The organism is Jatrophihabitans sp. (assembly GCF_036388195.1).
In the GTDB taxonomy this organism is placed as follows: domain Bacteria; phylum Actinomycetota; class Actinomycetes; order Mycobacteriales; family Jatrophihabitantaceae; genus Jatrophihabitans_A.
In genome coordinates this window covers 1-19,514 of sequence record NZ_DASVSG010000073.1, presented here as the reverse complement: position 1 = coordinate 19,514, position 19,514 = coordinate 1, and the positions used below count along the sequence as shown (strand labels likewise).

The following is a 19,514-nucleotide window of genomic DNA, read 5'->3' as shown; positions in this document are numbered from 1 at the left end:
TGGTCATCGAGGTGGTGACCTCGCCCAGGTTGATGCCGTCGAAGAGGGTGTCCATGTCGGCGGCCGAGTCGATGGCGACCCCGCAGTGCCCGACCTCGCCCTCCGAGCGCGGGTCATCGGAGTCCCGGCCCATCAGGGTAGGCATGTCGAAGGCCACCGAGAGCCCGCCACCCCCGGAGGCCAGGATCATCTTGTAGCGCTCGTTGGTCTGCTGGGCGTTGCCGAAGCCGGCGAACTGCCTGATCGTCCAGGGCCGTCCCCGGTACCCGCTGGCGTGCAGGCCACGGGTGAACGGGAACTCCCCCGGCCAGCCGATCCGGTCGAAACGGCTGTCTTCGGTGTCGGCGGACGGGCCGTAGACCGGCTCCACCTCGACACCGGACAGGGTGGTGAAGTCGCGCTCGGCGATCCGGGACTTGTCGTAACGCTGCTGCCAGCGGGCGCGGCCCGCCTCGATCTGCTCGGCATCCATAGGTCGATGCTACTAGGACGTCCGACTAGATGCTAGGACGTCCTAGTAGTTCACATCACAGGCGCCCGATGGATCCAGCTCAGCGCACGGCGGCGGTCAGCTCGGCGACCTGCTCGTCGGTCAGCCGCAGCCCCGCGGCGCCGACGTTCTCCTCCAGGTGGCTGACCTTGGACGTGCCCGGGATCGGCAGGTTGACCGGCGACGTCGCCAGCAGCCAGGCCAATGCCACCTGGGACGGCGTCGCCCCGGTCGCCTGCACCACGTGATCGACCGCGCCGCCGGGCTTGGCCAGGTCGCCGGCCGCGATCGGGTACCAGGGGATGAAACCGATGCTTGCCGCCTCGCAGTAGCGCAGCACGTCCTCGGACTGCCGGTTGGTCAGGTTGTAGAGGTTCTGCACGGTGGCGATGTCGACGATCTCGCGGGCCGCCTCGATCTGGGCGACGCTGACCTCCGACAACCCGATGGCGGCGATCTTGCCCTCGTCCTGCAGCGCCTTGAGCTCGCCGAGCTGGTCGGCCAGCGGCACCTCGGCGTCGATCCGGTGCAGCTGGAACAGCTCGATCCGCTCCAGCTTGAGCCGGCGCAGCGACAGCTCGGCCTGCTGGCGCAGGTAGGCCGGCCGGCCCACCGGCGTCCACTGGCCCGGGCCCTGGCGGGTCAGGCCGGCCTTGGTGGCGATCAGCAGGCCCTCGGGGTACGGGTGCAGCGCCTCGGCGATGATCTCCTCGCTGGTCCCGGGGCCGTAGGAGTCGGCGGTGTCGATGAAGTCGACGCCCAGCTCGACGGCCCGCCGCAGCACCGCGATGCACTCGGCCCGGTCGGCCGGCTCGCCCCAGATGCCCGGGCCGGTGATGCGCATCGCGCCGAATCCCAGCCGGTGCACGGCCTTGCCCGCGATCTCGAAGACCCCGGAGGCCTCGGCGGTGACGACGTTGTCCTCTACTGGCACGTTGCTGCTCCCCTGCTCCGCTCGGGTGGTCTGCTCGGCTGCGGGCCGGAATCCGGCCGGGCCTCTAGCGACAACCGGCAGCCCGCGCGACGCATTCCGCGCCGGGGCGCCGATGTCGCCTCAGCCGAATCCGCCCGCTATGTGCCGAAAAACCCGTCAGCTCCTCAGCCGAAACCGCCCACTCCGCGCCGGAAACCCGTCAGCTCAGCCCCCGGGTGTTTCCGCCGTCGACCATGACCACGGTGCCGGTGATGAAGGCCGCATGCTTGCTGGCGTAGAAGGCGGCCAGGGCGCCGAAGTCGGCCGGGTCGCCGATCCGTCCGAGCGGGATGTTCTCGGCCACCTTGGCGAGCTCGTCCTCGACGTCGTCGCCGAACTGCGAGGTCAGCATGGCCGTGCGGTGGTATCCCGGAGCGAGGACGTTGACGGTCACGCCGCTGTCGCCGAGGGCGTCCACCAGGCCCTTCATGTAGCCGAGGATTCCCAGCCGGGCCACCGCGGACAGGCCGTAGTCGGGGTTCGGCTGGCGCACCACCTCGGAGGCGACCATCAGGATGCGGCCCCAGCCGCGCTTCTTCAGCAGCGGCAGCGCCGCCAGCGTGAGGCTCACATGCGGCAGCATGCTGGTCTCGAACGCCTTGCGGTAGTCGGCGACCACGAAGTCGTCGACCGGGCCGCCCGGCACGCCGCCGGAGTTGGTGATCAGGATGTCCAGCCCGCCCATGGCGCTGGCGGTGTCCTCGATCCAGCCGGCCGCGGCGGCGTCGTCGCGCAGGTCCAGGGCGGTGCTGGTGACCCGGCCCGGCCCGAGCGCGGCCACCTCTGCCTCCGCGCGCGCCAGCTTCTCGGCGCTGCGGCCACAGAGGGCCACGTGCGCCCCTTCGGCGGCCAGGGCCTTGGCCGCCGCCAGGCCGAGGCCGCTGCTCGAGCCGGCCACGGCCGCCACCCGCCCGCTGAGCCCGAGGTCCATCAGCTCTCCCTGACCTGGGCGTCCGGCCGGCGGGCAGCGGCGGCGGGCAGCTCAGCCATCGAGGCCTCCCCAGCTCAGCTCGATCAGGTGCTGCGGCAGGTGGACCCCGAGGCCGAGCCGGGTCCTCGCCTCGATGACGTCCTCGCCCGATGCGCCGGCTCCGCGGCGCAGCGTCAGGGTGTTCACTCCGGGCAGCAGCAGGGTCGCCGCCGCCTGGAAGTCGCCCAGCAGCAGGGTGTCCCGGGCGATCATGCGGGTCCGCGACACCACCACCCCGGCCACCTGCAGCCGGCCGAGCAGCCCTTGCCGCACCATCTCCCAGTAGACGGCCGGATGGACCACGATGCCGTCGCAGGAGCCGCCGGTCTCCTCCACCTCGAACGCCACCGAGGTGACCGCCTCGTCCAGGCCGCGGTTGCTGCTGCGGTGCCGCATCCCGTCCAGCGCCAGCAGCCCCGGCACCTTGCCGTCCTCGCTGCCGTGCAGCAGCACCTGGTTCTCCATGGTCGTGGTGCGCACCAGGACCCGGCGGTCGACGAACGCGGTCAGCAGCGCCGGACGCTGCAGGAGGGTGGCCGGCAGCGACACCGACACCGTCAGGTCGCTGAGCTGGGCCTCTCGCAGCTCCGGCAGGAAGGTCGCCTCGGGAGTGGCGGCGTAGGTGGTGCCCGACTCCTCCCGCCGCTGCGCCGAGGGCTCGGAGATGTAGGCCGCCGACTCGCCGTCGTCCACCGGCATGGTGTTGAGCAGGTGCCGCACCGGGTAGCGGGGCCGGGTCGCGAACAGCGGGAACGCTCCGGGCAGGTGCGCGTCGACGGACACGGTGACGTCCTCGCGCTCACCGGCCTGCGCGACCGCGGCCAGGAACTGCTGGCCCGGCGTCCCCCGCTTCGCGTCTTCGTCCGCCATCGAATCGACGTCAGGCGTAGGCATGTGTCTCCCTAGGAACTTGCGCGTCAGGGTCGGTTACTCGCTGTGCTGCCAACCATATTGTCCGGTCGAGGCTGCACCCTAGGCGGTGTGCCCGCAGGCTCCGACAGCGCCCCTGCCACTGTGCGAACGTGCTTGCCCGCCTGCGCGAACGTGCTTGCCCGCCTGCGCGAACGTGCTTGCCTGCCTGGGCGAATGTGCTTGCCTGCCCGGTGAGAATGATCAGCATGCCCGCCTACGCATCGATCCGGCCGGCCGCGCTGCGGCCCGGAGACACCGTCGCCGTCGTCTCGCTTTCCTCCGGCGGGGCCGCAGCGTTGCCGCACCGCTACGCCACCGGCAAGCGGCAGCTGGCCGAGACGTTCGGGCTGCGGGTGATCGAGGCGCCGCATGCCACCCGGGACTCCGACTGGCTGCGCGACAACCCGCGAGCGCGCGCCGATGACCTGCACTGGGCGCTGGAGAACCCCGACGTGCACGGCATCGTCTCGGCGATCGGCGGCTTCCACGCGCTCGGGATGGTCCCCTACCTGGATCTCGACCTGATCGCGGCGCATCCGAAGGTGTTCACCGGCTACTCCGACACCACGATCAACCACCTGGCCTTCGGCAAGGCCGGTGTCGGCTCGTTCTACGGCATGGCGGTGCTCAGCACGGCGGCCGAGAACGGCGGCATATCCCCGTTCAGCGCCGAGTCCTTCCGGGCGACGGTGATGTCTGCCGAACCGGTCGGCGACCTGGCCCCGGCGCCGGAATGGACCGAGGAGCTGCTGGACTGGTCCCGGCCGGAGCTGCAGGACCGGCCACGGCGCTGGGTGCCCAACTACGGCTGGCTGTGGCTACAGGGTGACCAGCCGGTGCAGGGACCGATCGTCGGCGGCTGCCTGGAGGTGCTGGTGCAGGCGGTGGGCACCCGGATCTGGCCCGAGCCGGCCGACTTCGACGGCGCGGTGCTGCACCTGGAGATCTCCAACGAGCGGCCGCCGCAGCTGCAGGTGCAGGTCTGGCTGCGTCACTTCGCCGCGCTGGGCATCGTGGCGCGGATCTCGGCGTTGCTGTTCTCCCGGCCGGAGGCCATGTCGCTGCGTGACACGCTGGCCCTGTACGAGGCGATCCGCGACGAGCTGGTGGTGGCCGGCCGTCCGGACCTGCCGTTCGTGGCCAATCTGGACTACGGCCACTCGTCCCCGATGGGGGTGCTGCCGCTGGGCCGGCAGCTGCTGGTCGATCCGCGGCAGCGGCGGCTGAGCATCCTCGATCCGGCGGTGTGCTGAGAGCTGCCGCGAGCTCCGGGTTTTCCGGCGGCTGCTCAGACGGCTTTCCGGCGGCTGCTCGGACGGCAGTCGGACGGCGCCCGGACGGCTCTGCTCAGACGGCGAAGTCGCCGGCCTCGATCCGCAGCCTGCGCAGCGCGGCGAACAGCCCGTCCAGGTCCTCCCGCGACAGCCCCTGCAGGCCGAACTGGTTCTTGTGCAGCTCCCGGGTGGCCAGATCGGCGACCCGGCGGCCCTCGTCGGTCAGCACCGCCAGGGTGCCCCGGCCGTCGCGCGGGTTGGGCTCGCGGCGCACCATGCCGGAGGCCTCCAGCCGGTCGATCAGGTTGGTGACGCTGGTGGCGTGCACCTGCAGCCGCTCCCCGATCTTGGACAGCGGCAGCGCCCCGGTGGAGGAGAAGGTCAGCAGCACCAGCGCCTCGTACCGGGCGAAGGTCAGCCCGAACTGCCGCAGCGAGGCGTCCAGGCCGGCGATCAGGATCTGCTGGGCGCGCATGATCGAGGTCACCGCCCGCATCGCGGCATACACCTGCTCGCCGGCTTCGGGATAGTGCTTGGCCCACGAATCGCTGGCGCGCTCGACCGGGTCGAAGGGCAGCGGTCCGGACATGCCGACAGCCTAACGACTACCCCACACTGTGCCTCGCAGCGCAACCGGCGAGGGCATGCCGAGCGCTATCGTGACCCCATGACGATTGCGCCCCAGCCCGACTTCGACGCCCTCGATCGGGTGGACCTGCTCGACCTCGAAGACACCCTCGACGGCGAAGACCGGCTGCTGCGCGACACCATCCGCCGGTTCGCCACCGAGCAGCTGCGCCCGCACATCGCCGAATGGTTCGAGGCAGGCACCCTGCCGGCCCGCGACCTCGCGTTGGAGTTCGGCAAGCTCGGGGTGCTCGGCATGCACCTGTCCGGCTACGAGTGCGCCGGCGCCAAGGCCAGCCAGTACGCCCTCGCCTGCACCGAGATCGAGGCCGTGGACTCCGGCCTGCGGTCGCTGGTCAGCGTCCAGGGCTCGCTGGCGATGTATGCCATCCACGCCTACGGCAGCGAGGAGCAGAAGCAGGAATGGCTGCCCCGGATGGCGCGGGGCGAGGCGATCGGCTGCTTCGGGCTGACCGAGCCGGACGCGGGCTCGGACCCCGGGTCGATGCGCACCTACGCCCGCCGCTCGGGACCCGGCGAGGACGCCGACTGGATCCTGCACGGCTCGAAGATGTGGATCACCAACGGCTCGATCTCCGACGTGGCGGTGGTCTGGGCCCGCACCGACGACGGCGTCCGCGGCTTCCTGGTCGAGAAGGGCACGCCGGGCTTCACCAGCTCCGACGTCCACCACAAGATCTCGCTGCGCGCCTCGATCACCTCCGAGCTCAGCCTGGACGAGGTCCGGCTGCCGGCCAGCGCCCAGCTGCCGGAGGCCCGCGGGCTGCGGGCGCCGCTGGGCTGCCTGACCGAGGCCCGGTTCGGCATCATCAGCGGCGTGGTCGGCGCTGCCCGGGACTCCCTCGTCAGCGCCCTGGACTACGCCAACAGCCGGGTCCAGTTCGACCGTCCGATCTCGTCCTTCCAGCTGACCCAGCGCAAGCTGGCCGAGCTCGCGGTGACGGTGACCAACATGCAGCTGGTCGCGCGCCGGCTGGCCGAGCTCAAGGACGCCCACCGGATCCAGCCGCACCAGGTCAGCTTCGGCAAGTTCTCCAACGTCCGCGCCGCCCTGGAGGTGTGCCGGGAGGCTCGCAGCATCCTGGGCGGCTCGGGCATCACCACCGAGTACCCGCCGCTGCGGCACGCGGTGAACCTGGAGACCGTCTACACCTACGAGGGCACCCACGAGGTGCACACCCTGGTGCTCGGCGAGCGGCTCACCGGGTTCGCTGCCTACCGCTGACCGCGCGCGGCGCTGGCCCCGGTGACCGTGACTGCGCGGTAGGTTGCTCGACACCTCGGAGGCGACTACCGACGCTCCGTGCGCTCACCCCGGAAAGGGGCCCCCACAATGCGCTCTCGACTACTCACCCTGATGAGCAGGTCCCGGCTCGACACGGTGAACTGGGACGAGTCGTCGGTCATCGGCGCCTGCCTGTACGACTGATCAGGCCGCGCGTTCAGCTACCGCTGAGCCGGCGCCTTGCGGGCCCCCAGCAGCACCCGGGCCACCATCGCCGGCTTCAGCAGCTCGGCCGGATCGGTGATCAGGTGCTGCACCGAGGTGAACACCCGGCGTACCCGCGGATCGACCATCGAGGCGAGCTGGACCCGCTTGGCGTAGGCGTTCTTGAGCTTGACCCCCCGGGGCCGCTCGCCACCGGTCTCGGGATAGCTGAAGTCACCGCCGGTCGCGAACTGCCACGGCGTCGCCACGATCTTGGCTGCCTGCTGGTAGTACCGGGCGGGCAGCTCCGGTCCCGACCCCACGGAGCTGTCCAGCAGCCTGCCGAGCTCCACGGCCTCCAGCGCCGCGCAGGTCATGCCCTGGCCGTAGATCGGGTTGAAGCTGCAGATCGAGTCACCGAGCGACAGGTACCCGCCGGGCGCCTCCGACAGCTCCTCGAAGTAGCGCCGGCGGGCGGCCGGGTAGTGCACCACTGACAGCTCCGTCAGCGGCTCGCACCGCTCCAGCAGCCGGGCGATGCCGGGATGGGGCAGCTCGCGGGCATGCTGCTCGAACGCCGCCAGGTCCCGGGGGAAGTCGTCGTGCCAGCCACCGAGGGAGATCAGCCACCGGTCGTCCTCCACCGGCAGCGCCAGGCCCGCGCGCTTGTCCGCCGGCGGGCTCGGCAGCGAGAACACCGCCGATCCCTCGGCCAGGTCGCCGGGTGAGCGCCGGTAGAACCGGGTCGCGTACCCGACCCCGACCTTGACCTCGCTGGTGCGCGGCGCCGGGAACCCCAGCGCGGCCAGCCAGTGGTTGGACCGGGCGCCCCGGCCGGTGCAGTCGATGATCAGGTCGGTCTGGAACACCTCGTCGCCGTCCAACCGGGCTCCGGTGACCCGGCCGTCGTCGCCCAGCAGCGCCGCCACCGACACCCCGCCGCGGATGGTGACCCCCGGCAGCGCCGCCACCCGGCGCCGGATCGCCAGCTCCAGCAACGGCCGGCTGAAGGTGACCAGCCGGAGCTCGGACGCCACCCGCGGCCAGATCGAGCCGAACCGGTAGAACGACAGCTCGGTGCCCGGGTCGAAGCGCACGCCGCCGGCCTGCACCAGCTCGTCCATCAGGCCCGGGAACAGCTCGACCAACGCCCGCTGGCCTGCCACCAGCAGCACGTGGCCATGGCCGCCCTGGGTCACGCCGCGGCGCGGGACGGCCTCGTCCGGCAGCTCGTCCCGATCGACCACCAGCACCCGCTCGAACCGGTCGGCCAGCGTCCGGGCCGCGCACAGCCCCGCGATGCCCGCCCCGATCACCAGCGCGGACTTTCCCTCTGTCTGCATCCGTGCATGCTATGCATGCCAGACCCGCCAGGAGGAGGACTCCGCCGAATGTCGCATCCCGTCCTGCTGGAGCGCATCCTGCGCTGGGCCCAGGCCCACGAGCAGGCCCGCGCGCTGGTCCTCACCGGGTCGATGGCCCAACCCGGCGCGCGGATCGACCCGCTGTCGGACCTCGACCTGGAGCTGGTGGTGCACGACGTCGCCGCCATGATGGCGACCGGCCCCTGGTGGGCCGAGCTCGGCGAGGTATGGGCCACCCAGGTGGTCGACGCCTTCGCCGCCGCCAGCACCCAGGCCTACCCGCTGGTGGGGGTCATCTATGCCGGCGGGGCGACCGTCGACTTCACCCTGATCGACGCGGCGCGGTTCACCGAGATGGCCCGGATCCAGCAGCTGGACCGGGTCTACGCGCCCGGCTACCGGGTGCTGTGGGATCCGGACGGGGTCGCCGGCGGGTTGCCGGCCGCCGCCGAGCCCGGGCCGGCCAGCCAGCCGTCGCTGACCCAGCAGGAGCTGCGGGCGGTGGCCGACGCGTTCTGGTTCGAGGCGCTGCGGGTGCCCAAGTACCTGATCCGGGGCGAGCTGTGGGAGGCCAAATCCCGGGAGTGGACGATGAAGCAACACCTGCTGCTGCTGATCGAATGGCACGCCGCGGTGCTCACCGGCCGGCCGCTGGATGAGTACCGCAAAGGGCGGCACCTGAGCCGGTGGGCCGACCCGTGGGTCTGGCAGGAGGCTCACGAGGTGTTCGGACGCTTCGACGCCGCCGACTCCTGGCGGGCGTTCCTGGCCAGCGTGGCCCTGTTCAACAGGTTGGCCGGCGAGACCGCCGGCGAGGCGGGCCTGCGCTACCCGAGCCCGGCGGACGAGGCGATCACCGAGCACCTGCGGGCGCTGGCGGCACGCTGATCTGACATCACCTCGGCAGCCGGGCCCGCGCTCGCCTCGGCAGCCGGGCCTGACATCACCTCGGCAGCCGGGCTGGCCCGAGGTCACTCCGGCAGCCGGGCTCCCAGCTCCCGCTCCAGCCAGCCGGCCAGCGCCTGGTACATCGGCTGCGGAAACCGCTCGCGGCACAGCTGGCGGGCCAGCGGCACGAACAACCCGGCGCAGGCGAGCTGGGCGTCCCGGACCGAGTCCAGGTCGTTGCCGATCACCGGCAGCCGCAGCAGCGCCGCCCGCCGGTCGGCCGGCAGCCGCCGGTAGGAGTGACCGGAGCCGCCCGGATCGGCCAGCCCCAGGTCGCACAGCATCAGCTCGATCAGCTGCAGCCGCAGCACCTGGGCCAGCGACACCCCGTACAGCACGTCCCCGCGTGCCAGCACGGCAGGCAGCTGGCCCAGCAACCGCAGGAACTCCCCGGTCAGCCCGGCGGCCTTGTCGACGTCCGGGCCTGGCGCCGGCCGGCCGGACGGCAGCCGGGCCGCGAGGCCGCCCCGGTCCAGCAGCAGCCGGACGTTCTCAGCGTCCCGGTCGCCGAGGTCGCGCACCGGGCTGATCCAGACGTCGAGGCCGGACCAGTCGGGGAAGATGTGCCGGAAGCCGGTTATCCGCCGCAGCGGCTCGAACAGCGCCAGCGGCCCCAGGCCCTGGGCCAGCGCCGGCCACCGGGCGAGCAGCGCGTCGACGTCCTCGGTCACCACCCAGACGTCGAGGTCGCTGTAGGCATCGGCCTCGCCGCGGCCGTGGCTGCCGTACAGCCAGGCGCCGAGCACGAGCGGCTCGGCCCGCAGCAGCTCGACCAGCCGGGCGAGCAGCTCCGTGCTACCGGCCGGGCTCACCGTGGCCAGCGTCGCCTCACCACCACAGCGGCAGCTCCTCCAGCCGCCGCACGACCAGCCCCTGGGTGTAGCGCAGCTCGGACTCCGCAACCGCCAGCCGCAGGTTCGGCATCCGCTGCAGCAGCCCCTTCAACGCCTCCTGCAGCTCCACCCGGGCCAGCTGGGCGCCGAGGCAGTGGTGCACGCCGGCGCCGAAGGCCAGGTGCGGGTTGGCCGGCCGGTTCAGGTCCAGCCCGTCCGGCTCGGTGAACATCGCCGGGTCGCGGTTGGCGACCATGAACGCCGGCAGCACGGTGGCCCCGGCCGGGATCTGGGTGCCGCCGAGCTCCACCGGCTCGGTGGTGACCCGGGGCAGCATCACGCCGGTCTCGCCGAGCTGGATGAACCGGCTGAGCTCCTCGACCGCAGCCGGGATCTTGCTCGGGTCGGCCTGCAGCGCCGCCAGCTGCTCGGGAAAGCGCAGCAGGGTCAGCACGAACAGGTTGATCTGGGTGGTGGTGGTCTCGTGTCCGCCGATCATCACGCCGATGCTCACCATCAGCAGCTCGTGATCGGACAGCCGGTCCTGGTCGACGTTGACCTTCAACAGCGCGGTCAGCAGGTCGTTGCCCGGATGCGCCCGGCGGCTGTCGATCAGGTCGGAGAAGCCCCGGACGGCGGCCGCGGTCCCCTCCGGATCGACCTGCCAGTCCCCCATCATGGTGTCCGACCATTCCTTGCACTTGTGCCGGTCCTCCGGCGGGATGCCGAACAGCTCGCTGATCACCGCCACCGGCAGCGGGGTCGAGAAGCCCTCGACCAGGTCCACCGGGCCCGGGCCGGCCAGCATCGTGTCCAGCAGCTCGGCGACCAGCTCGGCGATCCGCGGCCGCAGCTCCTCCACCCGGCGCGGCGTGAAGGCGTAGGACACCAGCTTGCGCAGCCGGGTGTGCTCGGGCGGGTCCATCCCGATCAGGGACTCGGTCTCCAGCTCGCCCAGCTCCTTGGCCGGCCCGCCCGGATCCTTGACCGCGGCCCGGCTGAACCGCCGGTCCACCAGGATCTGCCGGACGTCGGCATAGCGCGAGACCAGGTACGCCTCGACCCCGTCGGCCATCACGACCTTGGTCACCGGCTGGTTGCGCTGGAAGTCCACCAGCACCGGCGGCGGCTCGTAGATCGACGGCGGCGGGGGCAGCGGGTAGCTGATCGGCTGGGTCACAGATGCGCTCCTGACAGGGATCCGTTTCGGGTGGTGCTGCAAAGCCGTTCAAGGACCGGCACGATCTCGGTCGGCGCCGGCATCGTGCGGATCGTCTCGGCGAGCTCGGCCGCTCGCTGGGGCACCCGTCCGCCGCCGAGCAGCTCGGCGACCAGCCGCCGGACGTCCGCCGGCCGGGCGGCGCCGTCGGGCACGCTCAACCCGGCGCCCACGGCGACCAGCCGCTCGGCGTTGAAGTGCTGATCGCTCACCAGCGGCACCACCACCTGCGCGACACCGGCGGTGAGCGCCGTCATCATGCTCCCCGCCCCGCCCTGGTGGATCACCGCCCGGCAGCTGGGCAGCGCCAGGTGCAGCGCCAGCGGCGTCCGGGCCAGCCGGACGTTGGCCGGCAGGCCGGTCAGCCCGTCCTGCTGGGACGGGTCCAGGGCCAGCACCAGCTCGACGTCCAGGCTCGCGACCTCGTCGATCACCGCGGCCAGGTCCAGCGCCGAGCCGATGCCCAGCGCGGCCATCATGGTGCCCCAGGTCAGGCACACCCGAGGTCGCTCCGGCGGGATGCGCAGCCAGTCGGGCAGCACCGAGGGGCCGTTGTAGGGCACGAACCGGACCGGCTGGGACGGACCCGCCAGCCGGACCTGCATGCCCGGCGGGCAGGGGTCCAGCATCAGATCGCCGGCCGGGCGGACGTCGGCCAGCGGCGCCCCGACCCGCTCGGCCAGCGGGCCCAGGACGCCGGCCCGGTCGAGATCGAGCTGGGTGGTCTCGTCCGGGCCCCAGAGCTGCCGGACGCCGGGGACGCCCAGCGCGGCTGCGGTGATCGCGGCGGCAAAGTTCTGCGGCTCGAACACCACCAGGTCGGGCCGGAACTCCCGGCCGAAGGCCACCAGGTCGGCGACCATCGCGTCGGCGAACCGGACCACGCCGCCGTCTCCGGTGACCGCCGGCTGCACCGACTCCGGGGCAGCCTCGCCCCGGGCCCGTTCGGACCGGGTCGCCACCCGGCCCACCTGGCCGCCGAACACCTCGACGAAGTCCAGGTCCGCGCCGACCGGGACGGCCGGCAACCCGGCGCCCACGATGACCTCGCTCATGCGGGGCTGGCTGGCGACGAGCACCTCGTGACCGGCCGAGCGCAGCGCCCAGGCCAGCGGAACCAGCGGGTAGAAGTGCGACCGCCAGCCCCAGCTGGAGACCAGCACCCTCATCCGGCGGCCACGCTCAGCAACTGCCGGTTGGCCTCGTCGGTGCCCACGGTGACCCGGACCCCCTGGCCCGGATGGGCCCGGACCAGCACGCCGGCGGCCTGGCACCGGGCGGCGAAGTCCTCGGCGCCGGCGCCGAGCGGCAGCCACACGAAGTTGGCCTGCGAGTCCGGCACGTCCAGGCCGGCCGCCCGCAGGTCCTCGGTGAACTGGGCGCGGATGCCGGCGAACTCGGCGCACCGCTCGAGCACCTGCTTCTCCGCCTCCGGCTCCAGGGCGGCCACCGCGGCCAACTGGGCCAGGCCGCCGGGGTAGAACACCATGTTGGTCATCCGGGCCCGCTGGGCGATCGCCTCGGGCGCCACCGCGTAGCCGACCCGCAGGGTGGCCAGCCCGTAGGCCTTGGAGAAGGTCCGCAGCACGCACACGTTGTCCCGGCCGGCCCGCAGCAGCATGCCGTCGGCAGCGTCGGGATCGGTGACGAACTCCCGGTAGGCCTCGTCGATGATCACCGGCACCGACGCCGGCACCCGGTCCAGGAAGGCGCTGAGCTCCTCCCGGCCGAGCACCGCGCCGGTCGGGTTGTTCGGGTTGCAGATCAGCACGCAGCGGGTCTGGTCGGTGATCGCCGCGGCCATCGCGTCCAGGTCATGGGCAAGGCCGCCAGGGCCGGCCATCGGCACCGGGACCGGCCGGCAGCCGGTGTTGACCACCATCAGCGGGTAGGCCTCGAAGGACAGCGCCGCGTAGACCACCTCGCCACGATCGGGGCCCAGCGAGGCGATCAGGTTCTGGGTCAGCCCCGCCGAGCCCGGGCCGATCAGCACCTCGGCCGGGGACACGCCGAGAGAGCGCGCCAGCGCGCTGACCAGCGGCGCCGCGGTGTGCGAGGGATAGCGGTGCAGGTGCGCCGCGCCCCGCTCGACGGCCGCCCGCACGCTGGGCAGCGGGCCGAACCGGGACTCGTTCATCGACAGGTCGTGCATGGTCATCGACCGGGCTCCTGGCTGGTGCTGGTGCTGGCGGCTGCCGCGTTCTGGACCCTGCTCTGGTACAGCCCCAGCGCCCGCAGCGCGAGGCCTCGGGTGATGGCGCCGTTGGGGTAGTACATGTGGTGCCGGATGTAGGCGCAGATCCGGCTCGGCTGCCAGCCACCGGACGGCTGCTGGGCGGCCACCAGCCAGTCGACCGCGCGGCGGACCGGCTCCGAGGCGGGGTCGGCATCGGCTTCGAGCAGGGCGTGCAGGGCCCAGGCGGTCTCCTCCACCGAGCTGTCGGAGTCCGCCCCGTCGCCCCACGAGCCGTCCGGACGCTGGGTGTCCAGCAGCCACTGCCGGGCTTTGTCGGCTACTGCGCCGGCCACCGGGTCGCTGCCGCGGCCGGCCCGGCCGAGCGCTGCCAGCACCGCCGCGGTGCCGGTCGTGTAGTCGCGGTACCAGAGGTTGTCGAACGTGCCGTCCGGGCGCTGCTGGGTGAGCAGCCAGCTCACCGCCTTGCTGACCTCGGGGCCGTCGGCCGGGTCACCGGCGTCCAGCAGCGCCGTGATGCCCTGGCTGGTGATGCTCGGGCACGGCCCGTCGTTGGCGAGCTTGGTGTCGCGGACCCACAGGCTCCAGGAGCCGCGGCTGTCCTGCCGGCCGCGCAGCCACTCCAGGCCGGTCCGCAGCACCGGGTCCGAGTGCGCTCCCGGCAGCCCGGCCAGGGCAGCGATGATCTCGGCCGACTCCAGCGTGACCGGCCAGCCGCGGGGGCCGGAGAAGCTCCAGCCGCCCGGCGGGCAGGCCAGCACCGTGAACTCCGCGCGCTGCTGACAGCGGTGGAAGAACTCCCGGGTCCGCTCCAGCCGCGGGTCGCCGGCGTAGCCGGCCGCGATCAGGCCGGTGGCCGCGAAGCCGGACCGGGTCAGGTCCAGGTTGCTGACCGCGTCCCAGGACCCGTCGGGACGGACCGAGCGGCGCAGGTACCCGGCGCTGGCGGCGGCCATGTCCGGCGCCAGGCCGGCCCGGGCCAGGCTCAGGCAGACCAGCGCGGCCGGCCACGGGTCCTCGCTGAAGTCCCCGGTCCGGCCCTCGTGCTCGTAGACCTCGCGCAGCAGCCCCAGCGCCTTGCCCCGGGCCAGCCGGGCGGTCAGCCCGCGCAGCCCCTTCGCCGGATCGGTCACCGACTGCGCCAGGGCCAGCGCGACGAACGGCGTGGTCCGGAACGAGATCCGCTGCCGCCGGACCTTGTCGGCCAGCACGATCTCCAGCGGCAACCGGCGCAGGTCCGACGGCTTGAGGAACCCGGCCAGCATCAGGAAGGTCTTGCACAGCAGCAGCACCGCCGGATCGGTCACCGCCGCGATGCCGCCGAACTGCTCCAGCCGGGCCCGGCCGGCGGCGATCGCCTCGGCGCTGTCCTGGGCGTCGACGATCTGCAGGGCAGCGGTGGCCACCGACGTCGCGACCGGCTCGCTGCCGGCGCCGACCACCCCGCCCCAGCCGCCGTCGGGCAGCTGTGCCGAGCGCAGCCACCGGCTGCCGTCGCCGATCAGCCGCGCCGAGCCCGAAGGATCGGCGAAGTGCAGGGCGGTGATGGCGCCGGCGGTTCCCAGCACCGAGCTCGGCGGGTCGTCGCCGAAGGCGCCGTCCTCGCGCTGGCGGCCGAACAGCTCCTCGGCTCCCAGCCGGACGGCATCGGCAACGCGCTCGGTGAGCTCAGGCATAGCTGCTCCCTCTCTCCACACTCGGCGGCGCGGTCCCGGTGGCCGGGAGATCGCCGCCGAATTCGTACCAGGTTCGCAGGGTCCGCTGGGACCACCACGTCAGGGTCAGCGCGGGAACCAGCAGCAGCACCGCCGGCACCGCCCCGAGCCCCAGCCCGATCACGGCGGCGGCCAGGCACAGCCGTTCCAGCACCAGCATCTCGTGGGCGCGCAACGCCAGCCGCGCGGGGAGCTGGCGCTGCCGGCCCAGCATCGGCGCGAAGCCGGTCAGGGCGACCGCGGCGACCCCGGCCAGCGCCGCCAGGTACCAGCCGAGCCGGCCGTCCGGGCTCGCCAGCCCGCCCCAGCACGCCGCCAGCAGCGTCAGGACGTAGAGGCCCAGCGCGATCCGCACCCCGGTCGCGGTGCCGTGGGTGACCGGCAGCGTCCGGTAGCCGCCGGCCCGGTCGCCGTCCACGTCGCGCAGCGTCCCGACCAGGTTGGAGCAGGTGTCGTGCAGCCAGAACGCGGCGACGAACGGCAGCAGCGCGGCCCAGCCGAACGGCGGCACGGCAGCCGCTCCGTACAGCAGCGCCAGCGCCCCGAGCGCGCCCCGGACCAGGTTGCCGGCGATGCCGAGCGCCTTGAGCCGCAGCCCGTAGGCGAGCACCGCGGCCACCGCCAGCACCGCGATCAGGCTGGTACGCCAGCCGGTGAGCACCGCCAGCACGGCGACGCTGACCATCGCCAGCACCCCGCAGGCCAGCGCCACCCGGGCCGGCAGCCGGCCGGACGGGATCGGCCGGTGCGGCTTGGCGATGGCATCGAGCTCGCGGTCGAAGTAATCGCTGAGGTAGTGCCCGCCCAGCCAGCCCAGGGTGGGCACCGCCCAGGCGGCGAACAGCCGGGGGCCGTCGTGCGGGCCGGGGCTGAGCCCCGCGCCGGCCAACCCCAGGAACCCGACGTACCAGAAGGTGTACAGCCGCCAGGTCTGCAGGTGGGCGATCACCTGGCCGCGGAGCCGGGTCACCCACGCCGGCCGGCTCACCGCGCGACCGGAGCCAGACCGGTCCACCGGGGAGCCGCTCACGGCCTGGTGGTGACTGCCCACCGGACGATGCCGGTCAGCAGGTCGACGCTGTGGGACGGCCGCAACCGGGACAACTCCGCCAGCGCCCGCCGGCCGTACTCCTCGGCATGGTCCTGGCAGCCCTGCATGGCCCCGGTGGCCATCAGCAGCGACCGGAACTCCTCGAACTCGGCGGGCTCGGCCGACCGGCGGGTCAGCGCCGCTCCCATCGCCAGCCGGGTGTCGGCGTCGGACGTCTGGTAGGCCATCAGCACCGGCAGGGTTGGCCGGCCGTTGGCCAGATCGCTGCCGATCGGCTTGTCGCTGACGCCGGGGTCGGCGAACAGGATCAGGTCGTCACGGATCTGGAAGGCCACCCCGAGGTCGGAGCCGTAGCGGCCCAGCGCCGCGGCCTGGTCGCTGTCGGCGCCGGCCAGCAGCGCGCCGATCTGGCAGACCGCCCGGAACAGCGCGCCGGTCTTCAGCCGCGCCATCTCCAGGTAGGCCGCGGGCTCCGCGGTGATGTCGCCGACCAGCCGCGCCTCCAGCATCTGGCCCCGGCACAGGTCCGAGCCGGCTTCGGCCAGCACCGCCACCGACTCCACCACCGCGGGATCGCGCAGGCCGGCCGCCCGGCACTCGGCGATTCCGGTGAATGCGGCGAAGATCAGGTGATCGCCGGCGACGATCGCGTGCGCCAGGCCGTGCGCGACATGCACCGTGGGACGTCCCCGGCGCAGCGTGTCGCCGTCGATGATGTCGTCGTGGGTCAGGGTCGCCACGTGCAGGTACTCCATCGCCAGCGCCGCGGGCAGCACCTCGATCGGCTGGCCGCCGACCGCCTCGGCCGCGATCATGGTCATCACCGGACGCAGGAACTTGCCGGCCGGCAGCAGGGCGTAGCGGGCGATGCTGCTCAGCTCGTCGGAGTCCAACGGCCACCGGGCCGCCAGCTCGTCGGTGAGCAGCTCGCCGGTGCGGCTGCTCGCCAGGTCATCGAGCAGCGCGGGGGGAACCGGTCCGGTCATGGTCATGGCCTGAGGTCTCCAGACTGGCAGGTGGTCAGCACTCGCGGTACGGGCAGCGCCTCCAGGTCGCGCACCAGCTGCTCCAGCCCGGGCAGGGTGAGCAGCTCGCGCTGCACCGCCCGGGCGTTGCGGCGCGGCTCCGGTCGGGTGAGCACCCGCAGGCAGGCAGCGCGCAGATCCGCGGCGGTGAAGGACTCGATGTCCAGCCGCTCCCCCACTCCGAGCGCCACGATCCGATCGGAGTTGACGGGCTGGTCGGCCATCAGCGGCAGGGCCACCATCGGCGCCCCGGCGGCCAGCGCCTCACGGTAGGCATTGAAGCCGGCATGGGTGATGAACAGCCGGCACGACTCCAGCAGCGCCGCCTGGGGCACGTAGTCGGTGACGTGCACGTTGGCCGGCACCGAGCCCAACGCGCTGGCCACCGCCGTGCTCCCGCCGAGGGTCAGGACCACCTCGCAGGGCAGCTCGCCGAGCGCCTGCAGGATCGGCTCGAGCAGCTCGTGCATGCCGTCCAGGGTCAGGATCAGCGAGCCGAGGCTCATCAGCGCCAGCGGGCGGTCGGTGGGCAGGGCGGCCAGCTCCGGCTGCAGCCCCGGCTGGTTGAGCAGCGGCGCCGGAACCCGGTAATGCCCGACGGCGCTGGCCGCGACCGCGGCGGGATAGCAGCGTGGCGACGCCAGGCCCGCCCGCCGGTGCTGGGCCAGCTCGCCGGAGTAGGACAGCTCGGCCAGCTGCTCGCGGAGCACCGGCTCGGTGATCGAGCGCTGCAGGCTGGTCAGCGGGTTGTTGTCCAGCACCACGTGCGGGATCCCCAGCACGCTGGCCACCAGCCGGCCGCCGTGCTCGGTCGCCTCGCTGACGATCACGTCCGGCTGCCAGTCCTCGGCCAGCACCACCCGCGCCAGGTGGCCGGCGACCGGCCCCGCGTAGGCCCGGCTGAACTTGCGCCACGCGGCCTCGTACACCATCCGCTCGCCGGGACGGCGCATCTCGGTGGGCAGCCCGTACCGCCGGGTCAGCTCCGGATCGGTCCGCATCGCCTGCTGGTCGGGGATCCCGCGCAACGGCAGGCAGGGCACCCCGTGGGCGGCCAGCTCGCCGGCCATCGCGTCGGACACCGCCACCGCCACCTCATGCCCCAGCGCGCGGGCGACCTGGGCCAGCGGGACCAGGCCGGGCACCAGGTGGGAGGAGGTGGGATGGCTGGTCAGCAGGAGGCGCATGCGTATTCCAGTAGCACCAGGGCCTGCTCGCCTCGAAACACCCGGGTCGGCACCAGGCCGGCGTCGGCCGCGATGGCGTTGAAATCCACCAGGGTCCGCTCCCGGCCGCCGACGGTGGTCAGCATCTCCAGGTCGAAGGAGGTCGAGTAGGGGACCTGCGGGTCGGTGGGCAGCACCTCGATGATCAGCACCCGGCCCTTCTCCCCCGCGGCCTCGGCCATCCGGGTCAGGATCCGGGTCGCCTCGGCGTCCGGCCAGTCGGTGATCGCGCGGGCGATGGTGTAGACGTCATGGCCGGCAGGCAGCGGCTCGAAGAAGTTGCCGACGACGATCTCGGTGCGGTCGGTGAGGCCCCGCTCGGCGAACAGCTCCTTGGCCACGGCCGGGGCGTTGGGCAGGTCCACCAGCACGCCGCGCAGGTGCGGGTGCCGGGTGAGCAGGTGGGCCAGCAACCCGCCGCTGCCGCCGCCGACATCGACCACGTCGTTGACCGCGCTCCAGTCGTACAGCTCGGTGACCTGGGGCGAGGTGCGCGAGCCCTGCACCAGCATCAGCTCGTCGATGAAACGGCGGTGCTTCTCGACGTCCAGGTCCTCCCAGAAGGTCCGGCCGTGCACGACCGGATAGGCGACCTCGCCGGTGCGCACCGAATGCAGCAATCCGACGTAGGACAGGTCCATCCGCCCGCCCATGCCCTCCAGGTCCAGCCAGCGCCCCATGCCGGCCGGGCTGCGGTCCAGCAGCAGCCTGCTGACGTCGGTCAGGTCGAACTGCCCCGGGCGGTCCTCGGTGAAGACCCCCTGGTGCACCAGATAGCGCAGCAGCCGGGTCAGCGCGTCCGGGTCGGCGCCCACCGCCGCGGCGATCGCGTCCACATCGTGTACGCCGGAGGCCATCTGCTCAGCCACCCGCAGCGACGCGACGACCCGGACGGCGAACGGAGTGGCAAGGTTGATCAGGCTGCCGAGCCGGGTGGCGGGGTCGGGCGAGGTCGCTGGATCGGAGAAGGGCACCGGGCAGGCTTTCTGTTCGGGGACACAATGGCGTTCCGGCGGCTGGCGTGCTCGTAGCAGCTCCCCTTCGGCGCATCGTGCTGAATCGTGCGGGTAGCGCAGACACTAAGTCAAGGTTCGAATAGTCCGCTAGCTGTTCTGTCCTGACAGGTTGGTGACACGGCTGGCTGGTGTCGCGCCGCCGAGGGCGGTGTGGCCGCGGTGGTGATTGTAGGTGTGTAGCCAGGTCGAGAAGGCGGCGATGCGTTCTGCTTCGCTGCGGTAGGGGC

General features: G+C 72.8%; 18 protein-coding genes and 1 pseudogene. 3 read left to right on the top strand and 16 right to left on the bottom strand.

The features are described 5' to 3' along the window. The 4 genes from VF612_RS07655 to VF612_RS07640 form a co-directional block, all read right to left on the bottom strand. Nucleotides 1–472: methylmalonyl-CoA mutase family protein (locus VF612_RS07655; protein WP_408659261.1), on the bottom strand; the 472-nt coding region annotated here is incomplete at its 3' end. 79 nt (nt 473–551) lie between these two features. Next, nucleotides 552–1,424 (bottom strand): aldo/keto reductase, encoded by an 873-nt coding sequence (locus tag VF612_RS07650; protein WP_408659260.1) that lies wholly within the window; start codon nt 1,422–1,424, stop codon nt 552–554. Nucleotides 1,425–1,623: 199 nt separating this feature from the next. Then, nucleotides 1,624–2,394, bottom strand: a complete 771-nt coding sequence (locus VF612_RS07645) for an SDR family NAD(P)-dependent oxidoreductase (protein WP_408659259.1) — start codon at nt 2,392–2,394, stop codon at nt 1,624–1,626. Between the two features lie 51 nt (nt 2,395–2,445). Continuing rightward, nucleotides 2,446–3,327, bottom strand: a complete 882-nt coding sequence (locus VF612_RS07640; RefSeq protein WP_408659258.1) for a family 3 encapsulin nanocompartment shell protein — start codon at nt 3,325–3,327, stop codon at nt 2,446–2,448. Between the two features lie 224 nt (nt 3,328–3,551). Here VF612_RS07640 and VF612_RS07635 point away from each other — a divergent pair, with 224 nt between their 5' ends. Beyond that, nucleotides 3,552–4,598, top strand: a complete 1,047-nt coding sequence (locus VF612_RS07635) for a S66 family peptidase (RefSeq protein ID WP_408659257.1) — start codon at nt 3,552–3,554, stop codon at nt 4,596–4,598. A gap of 94 nt (nt 4,599–4,692) precedes the next feature. On the opposite strand, the gene VF612_RS07630 is transcribed toward VF612_RS07635, so the two are convergent. After that, nucleotides 4,693–5,208, bottom strand: coding sequence for a MarR family winged helix-turn-helix transcriptional regulator (locus VF612_RS07630; protein WP_408659256.1), 516 nt, complete (start codon nt 5,206–5,208; stop codon nt 4,693–4,695). A 78-nt stretch (nt 5,209–5,286) separates the two neighbouring features. On the opposite strand from VF612_RS07630, the gene VF612_RS07625 reads away from it, so the two are divergent. Then, the gene (locus VF612_RS07625; protein ID WP_408659255.1) at nt 5,287–6,492 is read left to right on the top strand and encodes an acyl-CoA dehydrogenase family protein; all 1,206 of its coding nucleotides are present in this window, start codon (nt 5,287–5,289) and stop codon (nt 6,490–6,492) included. Nucleotides 6,493–6,713: 221 nt separating this feature from the next. Here the strand turns inward: VF612_RS07625 and VF612_RS07620 are convergent, their stop codons facing one another. Beyond that, entirely contained in the window at nt 6,714–8,039 is a 1,326-nt protein-coding gene (locus VF612_RS07620; protein WP_408659254.1) for an FAD-dependent oxidoreductase, read from the bottom strand. Between the two features lie 48 nt (nt 8,040–8,087). Here VF612_RS07620 and VF612_RS07615 point away from each other — a divergent pair, with 48 nt between their 5' ends. Further along, complete coding sequence (locus VF612_RS07615; protein ID WP_408659253.1) at nt 8,088–8,948, top strand: aminoglycoside 6-adenylyltransferase; 861 nt, start codon at nt 8,088–8,090, stop codon at nt 8,946–8,948. Nucleotides 8,949–9,031: 83 nt separating this feature from the next. Here VF612_RS07615 and VF612_RS07610 read toward each other — a convergent pair whose 3' ends face one another. The 10 genes and pseudogenes from VF612_RS07610 to VF612_RS07565 form a co-directional block, all read right to left on the bottom strand. After that, nucleotides 9,032–9,820: a nucleotidyltransferase domain-containing protein gene (locus VF612_RS07610; RefSeq protein ID WP_408659252.1), complete on the bottom strand. Its 789-nt coding sequence runs from the start codon at nt 9,818–9,820 to the stop codon at nt 9,032–9,034. Between the two features lie 16 nt (nt 9,821–9,836). Further along, nucleotides 9,837–11,021 carry a cytochrome P450 gene (locus tag VF612_RS07605; RefSeq protein ID WP_408659251.1) on the bottom strand — a complete coding sequence of 395 codons (1,185 nt, stop codon included), beginning with the start codon at nt 11,019–11,021 and terminating at the stop codon, nt 9,837–9,839. Continuing rightward, entirely contained in the window at nt 11,018–12,229 is a 1,212-nt protein-coding gene (locus VF612_RS07600; protein ID WP_408659250.1) for a nucleotide disphospho-sugar-binding domain-containing protein, read from the bottom strand. Before VF612_RS07600 ends, VF612_RS07605 begins: the two co-directional genes overlap by 4 nt. Then, nucleotides 12,226–13,218: a histidinol-phosphate transaminase gene (locus VF612_RS07595; protein WP_408659249.1), complete on the bottom strand. Its 993-nt coding sequence runs from the start codon at nt 13,216–13,218 to the stop codon at nt 12,226–12,228. Before VF612_RS07595 ends, VF612_RS07600 begins: the two co-directional genes overlap by 4 nt. Continuing rightward, nucleotides 13,215–14,930 (bottom strand): prenyltransferase/squalene oxidase repeat-containing protein, encoded by a 1,716-nt coding sequence (locus tag VF612_RS07590; protein ID WP_408659248.1) that lies wholly within the window; start codon nt 14,928–14,930, stop codon nt 13,215–13,217. Before VF612_RS07590 ends, VF612_RS07595 begins: the two co-directional genes overlap by 4 nt. Further along, complete coding sequence (locus tag VF612_RS07585; protein ID WP_408659247.1) at nt 14,923–15,957, bottom strand: UbiA family prenyltransferase; 1,035 nt, start codon at nt 15,955–15,957, stop codon at nt 14,923–14,925. Before VF612_RS07585 ends, VF612_RS07590 begins: the two co-directional genes overlap by 8 nt. A 38-nt stretch (nt 15,958–15,995) precedes the next feature. Further along, nucleotides 15,996–17,012: a polyprenyl synthetase family protein gene (locus tag VF612_RS07580; protein WP_408659246.1), complete on the bottom strand. Its 1,017-nt coding sequence runs from the start codon at nt 17,010–17,012 to the stop codon at nt 15,996–15,998. Further along, complete coding sequence (locus VF612_RS07575) at nt 17,009–18,232, bottom strand: glycosyltransferase (protein ID WP_408659245.1); 1,224 nt, start codon at nt 18,230–18,232, stop codon at nt 17,009–17,011. Before VF612_RS07575 ends, VF612_RS07580 begins: the two co-directional genes overlap by 4 nt. Further along, nucleotides 18,217–19,245, bottom strand: coding sequence for a methyltransferase (locus VF612_RS07570; protein ID WP_408659244.1), 1,029 nt, complete (start codon nt 19,243–19,245; stop codon nt 18,217–18,219). The genes VF612_RS07575 and VF612_RS07570 overlap by 16 nt, the downstream gene beginning before the upstream one ends. Before the next feature lie 129 nt (nt 19,246–19,374). Beyond that, nucleotides 19,375–19,514: pseudogene (locus tag VF612_RS07565) on the bottom strand (IS481 family transposase); the annotation flags it as partial.

Excerpts from the sequence above, each read along its gene's own strand:
- VF612_RS07625 (WP_408659255.1), top strand. The coding sequence starts at position 5,287 with ATGACGATTGCGCCCCAGCCCGACTTCGACGCCCTCGATCGGGTGGAC.
- VF612_RS07645 (WP_408659259.1), bottom strand. The coding sequence starts at position 2,394 with ATGGACCTCGGGCTCAGCGGGCGGGTGGCGGCCGTGGCCGGCTCGAGC.
- VF612_RS07590 (WP_408659248.1), bottom strand. The coding sequence starts at position 14,930 with ATGCCTGAGCTCACCGAGCGCGTTGCCGATGCCGTCCGGCTGGGAGCC.
- VF612_RS07630 (WP_408659256.1), bottom strand. The coding sequence starts at position 5,208 with ATGTCCGGACCGCTGCCCTTCGACCCGGTCGAGCGCGCCAGCGATTCG.
- VF612_RS07600 (WP_408659250.1), bottom strand. The coding sequence starts at position 12,229 with ATGAGGGTGCTGGTCTCCAGCTGGGGCTGGCGGTCGCACTTCTACCCG.
- VF612_RS07640 (WP_408659258.1), bottom strand. The coding sequence starts at position 3,327 with ATGCCTACGCCTGACGTCGATTCGATGGCGGACGAAGACGCGAAGCGG.
- VF612_RS07595 (WP_408659249.1), bottom strand. The coding sequence starts at position 13,218 with ATGACCATGCACGACCTGTCGATGAACGAGTCCCGGTTCGGCCCGCTG.
- VF612_RS07635 (WP_408659257.1), top strand. The coding sequence starts at position 3,552 with ATGCCCGCCTACGCATCGATCCGGCCGGCCGCGCTGCGGCCCGGAGAC.
- VF612_RS07580 (WP_408659246.1), bottom strand. The coding sequence starts at position 17,012 with ATGACCATGACCGGACCGGTTCCCCCCGCGCTGCTCGATGACCTGGCG.
- VF612_RS07575 (WP_408659245.1), bottom strand. The coding sequence starts at position 18,232 with ATGCGCCTCCTGCTGACCAGCCATCCCACCTCCTCCCACCTGGTGCCC.
- VF612_RS07620 (WP_408659254.1), bottom strand. The coding sequence starts at position 8,039 with ATGCAGACAGAGGGAAAGTCCGCGCTGGTGATCGGGGCGGGCATCGCG.
- VF612_RS07615 (WP_408659253.1), top strand. The coding sequence starts at position 8,088 with ATGTCGCATCCCGTCCTGCTGGAGCGCATCCTGCGCTGGGCCCAGGCC.